Origin of the sequence: Winogradskyella sp. A2, from assembly GCF_046762865.1 — a bacterium.
In the GTDB taxonomy this organism is placed as follows: domain Bacteria; phylum Bacteroidota; class Bacteroidia; order Flavobacteriales; family Flavobacteriaceae; genus Winogradskyella.
The window spans coordinates 325,151-341,658 of sequence record NZ_JBKQXM010000004.1 but is presented as its reverse complement, the minus strand read 5'-3'; the positions used below and the strand labels follow the sequence as shown (position 1 = coordinate 341,658).

At 34.7% G+C, this 16,508-nt stretch carries 9 protein-coding genes and 1 pseudogene; 3 read left to right on the top strand and 7 right to left on the bottom strand.

Annotation, left to right across the window (positions count from 1 at the left end; all coding sequences use genetic code 11):
• From ACFWV9_RS10070 to ACFWV9_RS10060, 3 genes and pseudogenes are all read left to right on the top strand, one after another.
• Window positions 1–1,081: pseudogene (locus ACFWV9_RS10070) on the top strand (hypothetical protein); the annotation flags it as partial.
• Window positions 1,082–1,148: 67 nt separating this feature from the next.
• Entirely contained in the window at window positions 1,149–9,362 is an 8,214-nt protein-coding gene (locus ACFWV9_RS10065) for a T9SS type B sorting domain-containing protein (RefSeq protein ID WP_411895085.1), read from the top strand.
• Window positions 9,363–9,389: 27 nt separating this feature from the next.
• Entirely contained in the window at window positions 9,390–10,376 is a 987-nt protein-coding gene (locus ACFWV9_RS10060; RefSeq protein WP_411895084.1) for a type IX secretion system membrane protein PorP/SprF, read from the top strand.
• 10 nt (window positions 10,377–10,386) lie between these two features.
• Here ACFWV9_RS10060 and hisIE read toward each other — a convergent pair whose 3' ends face one another.
• Genes hisIE through hisD form a run of 7 tightly spaced genes read right to left on the bottom strand, consistent with a single transcriptional unit; the run spans window position 10,387 to window position 16,507 of the window.
• Window positions 10,387–10,986: a bifunctional phosphoribosyl-AMP cyclohydrolase/phosphoribosyl-ATP diphosphatase HisIE gene (gene hisIE / locus ACFWV9_RS10055; protein WP_411895083.1), complete on the bottom strand. Its 600-nt coding sequence runs from the start codon at window positions 10,984–10,986 to the stop codon at window positions 10,387–10,389.
• A complete protein-coding gene (gene hisF / locus ACFWV9_RS10050; protein ID WP_411895082.1) occupies window positions 10,983–11,738 on the bottom strand; it encodes an imidazole glycerol phosphate synthase subunit HisF in 756 nt (251 codons plus the stop codon). Before hisF ends, hisIE begins: the two co-directional genes overlap by 4 nt.
• Window position 11,739: 1 nt before the next feature.
• On the bottom strand, window positions 11,740–12,474 hold the full coding sequence (gene hisA / locus ACFWV9_RS10045; RefSeq protein WP_411895081.1) for a 1-(5-phosphoribosyl)-5-[(5-phosphoribosylamino)methylideneamino]imidazole-4-carboxamide isomerase: 735 nt from the start codon (window positions 12,472–12,474) through the stop codon (window positions 11,740–11,742).
• Window position 12,475: 1 nt separating this feature from the next.
• Window positions 12,476–13,057: an imidazole glycerol phosphate synthase subunit HisH gene (hisH, locus tag ACFWV9_RS10040; protein WP_411895080.1), complete on the bottom strand. Its 582-nt coding sequence runs from the start codon at window positions 13,055–13,057 to the stop codon at window positions 12,476–12,478.
• Complete coding sequence (gene hisB / locus ACFWV9_RS10035; RefSeq protein ID WP_411895079.1) at window positions 13,057–14,190, bottom strand: bifunctional histidinol-phosphatase/imidazoleglycerol-phosphate dehydratase HisB; 1,134 nt, start codon at window positions 14,188–14,190, stop codon at window positions 13,057–13,059. The genes hisH and hisB overlap by 1 nt, the downstream gene beginning before the upstream one ends.
• Window positions 14,187–15,224, bottom strand: coding sequence for a histidinol-phosphate transaminase (gene hisC / locus ACFWV9_RS10030; protein WP_411895078.1), 1,038 nt, complete (start codon window positions 15,222–15,224; stop codon window positions 14,187–14,189). Before hisC ends, hisB begins: the two co-directional genes overlap by 4 nt.
• Entirely contained in the window at window positions 15,221–16,507 is a 1,287-nt protein-coding gene (hisD, locus tag ACFWV9_RS10025) for a histidinol dehydrogenase (protein WP_411895077.1), read from the bottom strand. Before hisD ends, hisC begins: the two co-directional genes overlap by 4 nt.
• Between the last annotated feature and the right edge of the window lies 1 nt (window position 16,508).

The window sequence follows — 16,508 nt, the reverse complement described above, 5'->3', positions numbered from 1 at the left end:
ACTGAGAGAACAAAGAGCTAAAGAAGAAGCCGAAGCACAAGCAAAAGCATTGGTAGAACAAAGAGCTAAAGAAGAAGCTGAAGCACAGGCAGCAGTATTGGCTGAACAAAGAGCTAAAGAAGAAGCTGAAGCACAGGCATCAGTATTGGCTGAACAAAGAGTTAAGGAAGAAGCTGATGCAGAAAAGGACTTAATCACAAATCCTCAGGACGAGTTTGGAAAAACCATGCTAGGAATGGATACCATAGTAGAAGCATCCAAAAAAGAACAGGACAAACTTTTAAATGAATATACTTCGATTATAAATATTAAGGATGAAGATTTAAAAGCCTTAAAAGAGGAAAACGATTTAAGCGAACAAGGTATAGCGGTAGTACCAAGACCATTTAAAAGTGTAACTGCAGAAAACAATAAACTAAGAGCTATTAAAGCCGATTTAGATAGAGTTATTGATGAACAAAATGAAAAAATAGAGGAATTAAAAAACCTTTATGAAGAACAAACAATAATTGGAGATACACTTACAAATGAGACGGTATTATTATTTTATAGAAAGAAGATAAAACGATTAGAAGCAGAACAATTACAGGCGCTTCAGGCAAAAGCTCAATTAGAATCTAGATTAGAAACCATTAGAGTTGCAACTGAGTTTGAAAAAAGAAGGCGAATTGTTAGAGCGGCCTATGATAATCAAGAAGAACGCTATCAGCAAGATAGAGCAACACTTCAGTCAATAAAGAAAACAACGTCGTTATCTGACACACCTTATTCTGAAAGTGATTTTGATTTTGGAGAAGAACAAGGAAGCAACATTAAAATACTTAAGAATATAAATAATGTTGATAATGGCTTCTACATGATTCTTGCAGTACATAGTAATATTGCCAAACGTAATGACTTTGTAACAAAAGTAGTTGCTTCAGGAAGACAAGATGTCAATTTCTTTTATGATGTGAGTACGAGTAAATATTACATCTATACCAATAAATTTAATAGCCTTCAAGAAGCAAATGAAGCACTAAATAAAAAAGGAACGAGACCATATAATGTAAAAATGTCCCTCATGAAAATAGAAAACTAAATAGTTAAGCAATGCTTTGAAACATTCTGAGCCCTTAAGAAAGTTGTGAAGCGTAAAAAGAATAACCATGAAAAGACCTACATTTTCAAGAATTATAATTCTAATTACAACGATTGTAATAGGGCTTCAATCATATGCCCAGAATTATGAACCGTTTACACCGAGATTTAACCAAGATTTAAAAGGGGACATTTTATTGATTGGAAATAATATTCTTGGGCCTGATAATAATCCATTTAATGATCTAAATATTTACAACCACAATGTTGATATGCAATATATTGATATTGATGGAGACGCAACGACATTTAGTTCGTCTAGTGCTGACTTAGAAATACCAAATCCAAATTGTTATAGAATTATATATGCGGGACTTTATTGGGGTGCAGTAAACCCTGGAAGTGAACCTATTACAGAAGTTAAATTTATGGGTCCTGAAGGTGGTTATAATGATATTACCGGAACCATAATATATGACGCAAATGGAACAACAGTAGATGGTGGAGATAGTTTTTCTTATGCCTGTTTTGCTGATGTAACTGATATTGTTACTGGTTTTACAAATGATCTAGGAACTTATACTGTAGCTAATGTATCTTCTGCTACTGGAGAAACTGCTACATTCAATCCATATAACGGTACTGGTCAATCTGCAGGTTGGTCATTATTTGTAGTATATGAAGATCCTACATTACCAGGAAAATCAATTACAAGTTTTGATGGTTTTAGTGCCATTAGTGTTCCTGGTGGGAATCCAACATTAGATATACCAGTAGATGGTTTTAGAACTGTCCCTGCTCCTGCTCCTGTTAGAGCAAACTTCGCATTTGCTACACTTGAAGGTGACAGTCCTATTTTAGGTGATCGCTTAAGATTAAATGGTGTTAGTTTATCTACAGCAGATCGTCCTGTTGCAAATTTCTTTAACAGTTCTGTTACTAGATTAGACGCAACACCAGTTACCAATAGAGTACCAAATAGTGCCAATACTTTAGGATTTGATACTGGTACTATCACCATTCCGAATCCAGGGAATTCAGTAATAGCAAATGATGCAACTTCGGGAACCATTAGATTAGAGACTAGTGGTGATACGTATTTTCCTTATTTCTTTGCATTCGCTGTGGAAATTATCGAACCCAATATTGTTCTAACAAAAATTGTTGAGGATGATTTAGGAAATGATATTGGTGGTGAACTCGTTGATTTAGGTGCGCCACTTAATTATGTTATTGGTTTTCAAAATACAGGAAATGATAATGCAACCAATTTTCAAATTAGAGATATACTGCCTATCAATATCATATTTAATTACCCAACCGATTTAATTTTGCCACCAGGTGTTACCGTTGCAAGTTATAATCCTGTAACACGTGAAATCATCTTTAATATTGATAATAGCCTTGTAGAGGAAAATGATCCTGTATATGAAATTAGGATTGAAGTTCAGGTTGTTGATACATGTAGCGACCTTGCTGATGCCTGTTCTAATATTATTAATAATCAGGCTTACGCGACATATAACGGCTTTTTTAACCCAACTTTTCAAATTACAGATGACCCAAGTATAAATAGCAATACAGGTTGTCTATTTACACCACAGGCTACTAATTTCTTAGCTGATTTAGATTGTGAATTTATCGAGGAAGTTATTTTATGTGGTGACACGGTTGAGCTTACGGCAGCAAATGGATATGATTCATATTCTTGGTCAACGAGTTCAACTGGTACACCTGTTATTGGTAACACACAGACAATAACAGTTGATGCTTCAGGAACTTATTATTCATTTAATCTTGCTATTGCACCTTGTCAATCTATTGAGCAACAGTTTCAGGTACAATTGTTTGGTGGAGATGTTGAGAACCCTGTTATTCCTTATGCAGATGAAGTTGTAACCTGTCCTAACGACGGTAAGCTTTTACCAAATATTTTCTTATGTGGTGCAGGTGATTCAAGATTTATAGAGACTAACATTGCAAATACTACCTCAATAATTTGGGAACAATTAGATGAATCTAGTTGTGATGCAGTGACAAATCAAGATTGTGCTAATGAAGATAATTCTTGTGTTTGGAATGAAGTGACTACAGGTCCTGATTTTCTGGCCGATACTGCAGGTCAATTTAGACTTACCATAAATTACCCAGGTGGATGTTTTAATCAGTTTTACTTTAATGTTTATGAAAACATACTTAACCCAACTGTAGAATCTAATGATATTATTTGTGCAACACCAGGTAATATCATAGTTAATGATGTACCTAATGGTTATGAATACAGTTTGGATGGTGTAAACTATCAAACAAGTAACTTATTCTCAGTTAATACTCCTGGAACATATACAGTTTATATAAGACAAGTAGGAATACCAACTAATCCATGTATATTCTCGGTTCCAGATGTATTGATAAGAGATAGAGATTTTTCAGGAAGTACAACTGTTATCCAACCTATATGTAATGGTGAACAAGGAAGTATTTTACTAGCGGCTAACGATATCGATCCTCAATACTCCTATTCTATTTATAATGGCGCAACCTTAGTTAACAGTGTTGGTCCTATTATAGAAAATACCTATAATTTCGAAAACTTAAATGCAGGTACTTATACTGTAACTGTTGAATCTGAGAACGGTTGTTTGTATAGCGAAGATGTAACAATTATAGAGCCTCCATTACTAACAGTTACAGCAGCAATTACTACACCTTTATCTTGTACTGATGGGGAAATTACAGTGTATCCTGTTGGTGGAACACCTCCTTATTTTTATTATGTAAATAGTACTACAGATTTTCAAACTGTACCAGAAATAACTGTTACTGCTGCTGGGACTTTCGATATAACAGTATTAGATTCAAACAACTGTAGTGCAAGCACGACAATTACTGTTGACCCAATTCCAGAACCAGTTTTTAATATTACAACAACAGACATACTTTGTGGTGGCACTGGTGATACAGGGACTATTACTATTAACGTCACAAATCCAAATGGAAATAGTATACAATACAGCATAGATGGTGGTACAACATTCGCAAATTCAAATGTATTTACCGGACTAATTGCCGGTGATTATGATGTTGTCATTCAGTACACATCTGGGTCTGCAATTTGTAATACCAATTCCCAAACAGTAACAATTTCGGAAAATATAGCAATTTCCGCAACTGCAGAACTTTCCACAACATTCTCATGTGTTGGTGACGGATCAATTACAGTTACTTCTGTTACTGGTGGCACACCGCCTTATAGCTATAGTATCGATGGTGTCAATTTTCAAGCAAGTAATGTATTTAACAATTTAACACCTGGTACTTACACAGTAACAATAAGTGATACTAACATTTGTACATATGCAGCAAATACAATTACTATTGATCCTATTGATCCACCTACTGATATGGATTTTGATAGCACACCTATTACATGTCCAACAAATACAAGTACAATAACTATTACAAATACCACTGGCGGAACCGGTCTTCTTGAATATCAAATAGTGGCACCTGCAACATTTGCCACACCTTACCAAAGTTCAAATAGCTTCAGTGGATTAGAAGCAGGAACATATACCTTCCAAGTACGTGATGAAAACGGATGTACATATATTGAATCCTTTACACTAGACCCAATCCCTTCTCCTACTGTGAATGTTATTCTCACACAAGACCTTAATTGTACTGCAAGTCCTGATGCTATATTAACAGGCACAATAACTGGTCCTGCTCCATATACTTATTCAGTTTCAGTTAATGGTGGAGCTTATGCGCCTTTGGGTAGTACAGGTGTTACATTTAATTATTCAACTTCAATGGACGGAACCTACCAATTTGAAATTACTGATGGAAACGGATGTACAGCAGAATCTTCTATAATTACAATAAATCCATTGTCTACACCAGATATTAGCTTTGTCGCACAAAGTCAGGATATTCTTTGTAATGGCGACTCAAATGGTTCATTAGATATTACAATTGATACTTCTGTTGGAACACCACCATTTACACTGAATGTTTTCAATGATACTTTGGGAGCTGATTTTGGTACTCAAACTTCTAGTTTGCCTGCAGGTTCTTACACTGTAACTCTAACTGACGCTAATTCTTGTACAGATACCGAAACTGTTATTATTGGCGAACCAGATGCAATTAATGTTAACTATAGTACTGTAGATATAACGTGTGGCACTGGTGGAATTTCACAAGGTTCTGTGATTATTAATTCTGTATCAGGCGGTACATCACCTTATAATTATTTTGTTACTGGAACAAATGGATACTCAAACTCAGAACTAAATGCTACAGGATCAACTTCAGTTAGTTTTGATGTTGTTGATTTTGGTTTATATGAAATAAATGTCGTTGATGCTAATGGATGTTCTGTACTTGTACAAGATGTACTTGTAGCATCTCCTCCAACCGATTTAGATATTAATATTGATACTTCAGTTAATTGTGCTACAGGCGGAGAAGCAACGGTAAGCATTGGAACGACTTTAGTTAGTAGTGGTCCATTCTTTTTCAGCATTTACCAAGGACCAATTTCAGTATATCCTAATCCACCAGGATCTTGGATTCCTGAGGATGCTCCAGGAAGTCAATCAGCAACGTTTACAGGTTTAACACCTGGTGTTACTTATACATTCATAGTATACGACCAATCAACCAACTGTAGTTACTATGAACCAGCTACAGCTCCAATCCCAACAAGTTCAACACTTACGTTAAGTGCAGTTGGATCTAATAACATTACATGTACAGGAAGTGCAGATGGTAATGTATCCTTCACCATTAATAGTATTTATGGCAGTGCTGTAGATGTTAATTATGAAATATTCGATTCTCTTACACTTGTAAGCGCAGGAATTTCTGGAACTGGCACAGTGAATGCAAACGGATCACTAACAGTTACAGATTTAGGACCATTAGATTTTGGTAATTATTATGTATGGATCAGTGAAACTTCTGGACCAAATGCAGGTTGTGGAGTGGTTACTGTACCTTTTAATATTTCAGAATCTGCATTCCCATTAGAGTTAACTGTTAATATTGATCAAAATGCCAATTGTAATATTAATTCTGGTGTGATCAGTGCATTTGGTGAAAATGGTACGGCACCTTATGAATATCAAATAACAACAACTGCTACTGCACCGCTAGCAACAGATGCTGGGTGGTCTTCTACTAGTACGTTTAATAGAGATGCGGGTAATTATTATGTGCATGTTTTAGATGCATATGGATGTGTCGTTTCAAGTCCTGTTGTTATATTACCTCAAGATGATTCACCTGTTATATCAGCTTTAGTAGTTGATGATTGTTTAATCACAGATGGTAATTTTGAAATAGATGTAAACTTAGATACTGCCGGAATACCACCTTATAGTATTAGTATTGATGGTGGTGCTTTCCAAACACAAACTTTCCCATATACCATTTCAAATATATTTTCAGGAACACATACTATTGAAATTCAAGATTTAAATGGTTGTGGAAACTTAGTAACAGTAGACGTTTATGTACCACTCGAGCTCAATGCATATCTAACGGCGATGCCTTCATGTAATAATGATGATGGAGTTATTACAGTAAATGCTTCTCAAGGCTCTGGAAATTTCAGCTATGTTATAAGTCCAAATCCAGCAACAATAACTTTAGCTGGTAATATATATTCTGGAGTACCAGCAGGACTATACACTATTACAGTTACTGACAATACAACCTTATGTACTGAAGATATTACTATTGCTGTACCAGAAGCCACACCTCCAACGATAACAACTACACCATACTTGGTATCATGTTTTGGAGATAATTCTGGAAGTTTTGATTTACTAGTTAATGGTTATAGTGGTGCATATACCTACGAAGTGTTTGATAGTACCAATACCTCTGTTTTTGGTACTGTAAATGCAAATACAACAACAAACCCTATAACTATTAATGGATTATTAGGTGGCTCATATACAGTGGTTATTACTGAAACGAATGTTCCTTTTTGTGATGCAACTACAGATATTATAATTCCTTCACCATTAGATAATCTTACAGTTACGGCTTCTGAAACTTCAAATGTTACTTGTGATAATAACCAAGGTACCATTGTAGCTGTTGCTGAAGGAGGTTGGGGAGATTATGAATACGAACTTACTGGAGACGCCAATGTGCCATTTTCAAGCAACGGTACTTTTACAGACTTATCAGCTGGAAACTATACTATAAACGTTAGAGATGCTGAAAATTGTATTGCTTCAACAAGTATTGTATTGGTAGAACCAATTCCTATAACAGCAAACTTCACTCCTAATACGTCACTATTATCTTGTTTTGGAGATCAAAACGGAACTATTACAATAGATAACGTAACTGGTGGACAAGGAAGTAATTATACATATACGCTGAATACAATTTTACCAACACCAAGCTTTTCAGGTCCACAAACATCAAATGTATTTACTGATTTAGGAGCTGGTACATATTCGGTTACTATTGAAGATGGTTTTAATTGTACAATGACATCTACAAATATTGTCATATCAGAACCAACACCAATTGATGCTAGTTTGGTCGTTAATTCTACACAGACATGTAGTAATGATACCACACTTACTTTAAGCGCAAATGGCGGAACTGGTGCTTATACATATAGCGATGACGCTAATTTTACCAATATATTAGGCACATTTACAACATCAACAACTTTTACTGTGAATCCTGGCACCTACGCATACTATGTTAGAGATGCTAACAATTGTATTGCTTCAATTTCTAATGAAATTACAATAGACACATTACCAGAACTAACTGTCGTTTTAGATTCAACAAATCCAACTATTAACTGTGCTGGAGATAACAATGGGTCGATTACCGCAACAGCTCAAGGTGGCTTAGGAGATTATCTATACACCTTACAAGATGGAAATGGTAATGACATAGCGGCAACACAAGATTTACCTGGATACTTTACAGGATTGGTTGCTGGTGATTATGTAGTTTATGTTGAAAGTCAGGATTGTTCGGTGACATCGGCTCCAATTTCAATTACTGAACCAACAACAGCTCTTGATGCTACAATAGCCATCACTGATGTTTCTTGTACAGGAACTGAAAATGGCGCTGTAGAAATAACGGCAACAGGCGGTACTGGTATAATTAAATATGCTATTTCACCGCAATTAAACCAATTTTTTGAAACTAATATTTTTGAAAATTTAGCATCTGGAGATTATGATTTAATTGTTCAAGATGAATTAGGATGTTATTTAACATTCAACTTTACGATTTCTGAGCCAGAGCAAGTTATTCTTAGTATAGTACCAGATTCATTTTACCCTGAAGTTTGTCAAGGTGATAGCAATGGTGAATTTAGTATTGATATTACAGGTGGTAATCTGCCATATAGTGTAAGTCTAGACAACTATGATGGTCCTTATACAACTGGACTTCCAACACAAACACAATTTGATTTTAGCGATTTAGGTGGTGGTGATCATGTTGTATTTGTACGTGATGCTGAAGGCTGTGAATCAGAATGGAATATTACCTTCCCTGAACCTGTTGTTATTAATCCGGAATTAGTAGTAGAATATGTTTGTCAAGACAACTCACAAGGAAATATAGTGACTGTATCTATCGATGATTCTAATACAGATCTTACGGAGTTCGATTATTCATTGGATGGTGGACCATACCAAGCAAGTAACATTTTTACAGATGTTCCTGTTGGGCCTGAGCATTTTATTGAGGTAAGACATACAAATGGTTGTATCCAAACCACTCCACTATTTGATATTGAAGGATTTGAACCTGTTGAACTGCAATTGTCAGAAGGTGAAATAAATGAAATTATTGCCAATGCTTCAGGCGGTTCGGGTGAATACACATATTACATGAATGGTGAAGATTATGGAGATGAAACCTCTTTCATCATTACGGAATCTGGTATATATACTATTACTGCTGTTGACGCAAGTGGATGTATGGCAGAAGCACAAATCGAATTAGAATTTATAGATATATGTATTCCAAATTGGTTTACACCAAATGGAGATGGTGAATTCGATACTTGGTCACCAGGTTGTACGGAAAATTATCCAAACCTGTCCTTCGATATTTTTGATCGTTATGGTAGAATGGTTGCGACGTATCAAGTTGGTGAAGTTTGGGACGGTAGATATAACGGACAAGAATTGCCAACAGGTGATTACTGGTTTGTTGTTAAAACTAATGACCCTAATGTCGATAAAGAGTTTGTTGGACATTTTACACTATACAGGTAAGCCCTCTAAAATTATATGATGAATAAGATGAAAAAAATTACACTTTATATATGTTTCTTGATGTTATCCTTTGGGTATGGCCAAGAATTGAATTTACCTGTTTGGACACAATATTTGGCGGATAACGATTTTGTTATTTCACCGACTTATGCAGGTATTGGTGACAATCTAAAAATTAGGGCCAATGGATTAACACAGTGGGTTGGCATTAAAAACGCACCAGATAATCAGTCTATATATGCAGATTTTAGATTTGCTAACCGGTCTGGTATTGGAGTTTCAGCTTATAATGACAAGAATGGAAACACAAGGCAAAAAGGATTTAAAATTTCATATGCGCATCATCTTACATTAGATTATAAGTCAAAGCAGTATTTATCTTTCGGAATCTCATATAACGTAAATAGCTTTAGAATTGATATTGAGAATTTTAATACTACTTACGAAATACCAATTATCGATCCAAGTATTACCGATGATAGGTCTATAAACAATAATAATTTTGATGCCGGTATTTTATATCGCTGGAAAAACTTTTTTGTAAGCCTAAATGCCAACAATTTAATAGAAAAAGATATCGATGATTTTACCGGAGTTGAGCCTAACCAACTTTTAAATTTTCAACTTTATTCTGGTTTGGTACTCAGAAGTAAAACAAACAAAGATGTTGAATTTGAACCTTCAGTATTCTTTCAGTTATTTGATAGTGATAATCGTTCCGCAACAGATATAAACTTTAAATACAGAAAATTCAATAGAGATAGAAATTATTATTGGATTGGTGCTTCATATCGATTCTTAAATGATCAATTTTTAGATCCGCTCAATCTTGGCCCAATGGCTGGTATAATGCACAATGGCTTATACTTTGCCTACAGTTATCAAATTACCATGAATGACTTATCAGGTTTCAATTCAGGTACTCATATGGTGACTATTGGACTAGACTTATTCCAAGGTGCTAGTAATTGTGCCTGTACAAGAGGTACAAGTCAGAGTTATTATAGGTTATAATATCACTAAGCTATTTATGTCTTCCTCTTAGAACTTCAACTACATTCTCTAGTTTGTAGCCTTTTGCTTGTAAGAGCATTAAGTAGTGAAACAACAGATCCGCACTTTCCTCAAGGAATAACCCGTCATTATTGTCTTTAGCTTCAATAACAACTTCCACGGCTTCCTCTCCTACTTTTTGAGCCACTTTGTTTATCCCTTTTGCGAATAAGGATGCTACATAAGACTTTTGTGAATCAGCATTTTCAATTCTTGATGTGATTGTATCTTCCAGTTTTGAAATAAATCCAAAGGATTGCTCATTAGTTTCATTCCAGCAAGTGTCGGTTCCTTTATGGCATGTTGGGCCTTTTGGATTTACTGTAATTAATAAGGAATCACTATCACAATCTAATTTAATATCCACGAGATTTAATACATTTCCACTTTCCTCACCTTTAGTCCAAAGGCGTTGCTTTGTACGACTATAAAATGTTACTGATTTTGATTCAATGGTTTGCTGTAAAGCCTCTGAATTCATGTAACCCAACATGAGCACCTTTTGCGTTATTGCATCTTGTATAATAGCTGGTACTAATCCGTCCGGACTTTTATTGAAATCTACATTCATAATCGTACTTCTATATTCTGTTTTCTTAATTCTTTTTTTAATTCTATAATAGGTATTTCTCCAAAATGAAAAACACTTGCAGCCAAAGCGGCATCAGCCTTTCCAATCGTAAAGGTATCTGCAAAGTGTTGTATGGTACCTGCACCTCCAGATGCAATAATTGGAATATTGACCAAATTTGAAAGTTGAGCTAAAGCCACATTTGCAAATCCTGCTTTTGTCCCATCATGATTCATAGAGGTAAATAAAATTTCACCAGCACCACGTTCTTCAACTTCTTTTGCCCATTCAAATAGTTTTATGTCTGTTGGAATCGTACCTCCAGCTAAATGTACAAACCACTCCTCACCTATTTTTTTTGCATCAATAGCCACGACAACACATTGACTACCAAATTTTTGAGATAATTCATTAATTAATTCAGGACGTTTCACAGCAGACGAATTTATAGATACCTTATCTGCACCACAATGCAATAAATCATCTACATCTTCAACTGAGGAAATTCCACCACCAACAGTAAATGGAATGTTAACGTGTTCAGCAACTTTCAAAACCATATCGTGCATGGTTCTACGTTTCTCTTGAGTTGCAGAAATATCTAAAAACACCAATTCATCTGCACCTAATTCGGCGTATTGTTTCGCCAATTCAACAGGGTCACCTGCATCTCGTAAATCTACAAAGTTGACGCCTTTTACAGTACGACCATCTTTGATATCTAAACAGGGAACAATTCTTTTTGTGAGCATATTATAGCAATTGTTCTAATTCTTTTAAACTAATTCTATTCTCGTAAATGGCTTTGCCTATAATTACACCTTCACAACCAATTCTTTCAAGATCTTCTAAATCCTTAAAGCAAGAAACTCCACCTGAAGCTATAAGTTTAATGGATTGAACACCACTACTATTACTGCATTCTTTTATTATGGTCTTGTACAAATCAATAGATGGTCCTTCTAGCATGCCATCTTTTGAAATATCTGTGCAGATAACGTACTTAATACGTTTTCTCTGATAATCTTTAATAAATGAAATAACTTCTTCTTGGCTATTATCTTGCCAACCATTAATTGCAATTTTTCCTTCATTACTATCTGCCCCTAAAATAATTTTTTGAGGTCCATACTTAGATAACCAACCCTCAAATGTTTCCCTATCATTAACAGCTATACTTCCTCCTGTAATTTGTTTAGCACCACAATTAAAAGCAATATTTAAATCTTCATTAGATTTTAAACCACCACCAAAGTCAATTTTTAATTTTGTCTTAGATGCTATCTGTTCTAAAACCTTGTAATTTACTATATGTTTAGCCTTGGCACCATCTAAATCAACCAAATGCAAGTACTCAATACCTGAAGCTTCAAAAACCTTTGCCACTTCTAGTGGGTTTTCATTGTAGACTTTCTTAGTATCGTAATCACCTTTGGTAAGTCTTACGCACTTTCCTTCTATGATATCTATGGCTGGTATAATTCTCATTTTATAAGTCTAAAAAGTTCTTTAATAATTGCTCTCCAACTTTTCCGCTTTTTTCTGGGTGAAACTGAACTCCAAAAAAATTATCGTTCTCTAGAGCAGAAGCATAAACTATTTCATAATCTGAGGTAGCAATGGTTTCGTCGCAATTCTCTGCATAATAACTATGCACAAGGTACATGTATTCTTGTTCATCAATGCCTTTAAACAAATCTGATTTAAGATTCTCGATTGTATTCCAGCCCATTTGAGGCACTTTTACACCATTAGAAAAGCGTTTTACATTGGTATTAAATATACCAAGTCCTTTTGTATCGCCTTCTTCCGTATAGTTACACATTAATTGCATCCCTAAGCAAATCCCTAATACTGGTTGATTTAATTTTGGAATAAGACTGTCTAAACCACTTTCTTTAAGCATTTTCATAGCAGAACTCGCTTCTCCTACACCAGGAAAAATCACTTTATCAGCCTCTACTAATTCTTCTGGTATATCAGATAATTTGGCTTCATAACCCAAACGCTGAAAAGCAAATTGAATGCTTTTTATATTACCTGCTCCGTAATTAACTATTCTAAGATCCATTATAACATACCTTTGGTTGATGGTAAAATCATTTTATCCACATCCTGTTTTACTGCCATTTTAATAGCCTTAGCGAAAGATTTAAAAATTGCTTCAATTTTGTGGTGCTCATTAGTCCCTTCAACTTTAATGTTTAAGTTACACTTAGCTCCATCTGTAAAGGATTTAAAAAAGTGATAAAACATTTCAGTTGGCATTTTACCTATCATTTCACGTTTAAACTCGGCATCCCAAACTAACCAATTTCGACCACCAAAATCAATAGCTACTTGAGCTAAACAGTCATCCATTGGTAAACAAAATCCGTAACGTTCTATTCCTAGTTTATCCCCTAAAGTTTTAGCAAAAACTTCACCTAAAGCAATAGCTGTGTCTTCAATGGTGTGGTGTTCGTCTACATCTAAATCACCATCAACTTTAATATTTAAATCTATTTGTCCATGACGTGCAATCTGGTCTAACATATGGTCAAAGAAAGCAATTCCTGTATGTATGTTACTCATACCTGTTCCATCCAAGTTAAGATCAATCTTAATCTTGGTTTCATTAGTGTTACGCTCAATTGTGCCAACACGTTCTGTTGTTTTTAGGAATCTATAAATAGCTTTCCAGTCATTAGTTTCAATAGCAATGTAAGCTTCTAGTTCACCATTGCTTAAGGTAACTTCATCTGTACCAAGATTGGTATTATCATTAATGAAAATACCTTTTGATCCTAAGTTTTTAGCTAATTCAATATCTGTAAGCCGATCACCAATAACAAATGAATTTGCTAAGTCATAGTCCTCAGAAAAGTACTTAGTCAATAGACCCGTATTTGGTTTACGTGTTGCAGCATTATCTTTAGCGAATGTTCTGTCGATAAACTGTTCTTTAAATACAATACCTTCTGCTTCAAATGTTTTAATTAAAAAATTGTGAACTGGCCAAAACGTATCTTCAGGATAAACTTCTGTCCCTAAACCATCCTGATTGGTAATCATGACGATTTCAAAATTCAACTCCTTTGCTATTTTGCTTAAGTATTGAAATACTTTTGGATAGAACTCTAGCTTTTCAAATGAATCTATTTGCTCATCAGCTGGTTCTTTTATTAATGTTCCATCTCTATCTATAAATAATACTGGTTTCATGATAGTTGGTTTAATGTCTTAATTAATGTTTCGTTCTCCTCCTGCGTTCCTACTGTGAATCTTAGACAATTTTCACACGATGGTTGTGTCGTTCTATTTCTTACAACAACGCCTTTGTCTATCAATTGCTTATAACGTAAGTTAGCGCTATCTACTTTGACTAAAATAAAATTCGCATCCGAAGGATATATCTTTTTAATAAATGATATTTCTAATACTTGTTTAACAAGTAATTCGCGTTCATTCAATATAGATTCAACTTCTTTCTTCACTTGATCTAAACGTGTCAATCGTTCCAAAGCCTTATCTTGAGTTAATTGATTAACATTATAAGGTGGCTTAATTTTATTTAATACTGATATAATAAATTCCGAAGCATAACAGATTCCTAATCTAATTCCTGCTAAACCATAGGCTTTAGACAAGGTTTGTGTTACAATAAGATTTGGAAATTCATCTAATCTACTCAACCAACTGTCTTGAGATGAAAAATCTATATAAGCTTCATCAATAACAACAATTCCATTAAAACTCTTTATCAGTTCTTCAACTTTGCTAGCGTTAAAACTATTAGCTGTGGGATTGTTTGGTGAACATAAAAACAAGACTTTTGAATTCACGTTTTGAGCTGTAAGAATTTCTGATACTTTTGGCTCAAAATTGGCATCTAATCCAACAGATATTATATCAATCGCATTTAAATCAGCTAATACCTTATACATGCCATATGTTGGTGGCAACGTAATAACATTATCTTGTCTAGGTTCGCAGAAAGCTCTAAACAACAAATCTAAAACTTCATCACTACCATTTCCAAGAAGTATTTTAGATGTCGCAATGCCCTTAATCTCTGCCAATCGTTCTTTTACCTTACTCTGCTGAGGGTCTGGATAGCGATTTACATTAGACTGAAACGGATTCTCATTAGCATCAATAAAAACCATATCTGCTGAAGCATCTTTATACTCATCTCTCGCCGACGAGTATGCTTTTATGGATTTAATATTATCACGTAAAAGATTTTCTATGTTCATGATTCTAAATCTTTTAAACGTAATGTTACTGCATTTTTATGAGCTTGAAGCCCTTCAGCTTCTGCCATTAATTCAATTGCTGGGCCAATATTTTTTATACCTTTTTGAGATATTTTCTGAAAGGTCATACTCTTCTGAAAACTATCAAGATTAACACCAGAATATGCTTTAGAAAAACCGTTTGTTGGTAGAGTATGATTAGTGCCAGATGCATAATCACCTGCGCTTTCAGGTGTGTAATCACCAATAAAAACAGAACCTGCATTACCTATGTTTTTCACAAAAAAGTCATTGTCATTTGTTGCGACGATAAAATGCTCTGGTCCATATTCATCGATTAAATCTAATGCTGTTTTAAAATCCTTTACAACAATTGATTTTGAATTGTTAATGGCATCTGAAGCCATCTCTTTTCTTGGTAATTCCTCAAGTTGTGAAATAACTTCTTCATTAACTTGTTCTGCAAATTTCTTTGAAGTGGTCACTAAAATCACCTGGCTATCAGAACCATGTTCAGCCTGACTCAATAAATCTGACGCTACATAAGCCGGATTAGCAGATTCATCTGCCATAACCAATAATTCACTTGGGCCAGCCGGCATATCTATAGCCACTCCATATTTAGTTGCTAATTGCTTTGCAACAGTAACATATTGATTTCCTGGGCCAAATATTTTATAGACTCGAGGAATACTATCAGTTCCAAACGTCAACCCTGCTATTGCCTGTATACCGCCAACTTTGATAATTTTAGTTACACCACAAAGTTTTGCTGTATATAAAATCTCATCAGCTATTTTGCCTTCACTATTTGGTGGTGAACACAAAACAACTTCATTACAACCAGCTATTTTTGCAGGTACGGCAAGCATTAATACTGTTGAAAATAACGGTGCTGTCCCACCTGGGATATAGAGTCCTACTTTTTGAATAGGTCTTTTTTCTTGCCAACATTTAACTCCACGCATTGTCTTTAAAAAGACTTGTTCAGTCTGCTGAGCTTCATGGAATTTTTTAATATTATTCTGTGCTAGTTTAATGGCTTTTTTGAGTGCTTTTGATACCCTTTTTGATGCCGTTTTGATTTCTTGATCACTAACAATGGAGTTCTCTAATTCAACACCATCAAACTTAAAGGTATAGTCTTTGATAGTATTATCACCATTCGTCTTTATGTTTGTAAATACTTCATTTACAATAGACTCAATTTCTTCTACGGTCTGTGTAGGCCGTTTTAAAATCGTTGCCCAATCTTTTTTCTTTGGATTTTCTATCAATTTCATA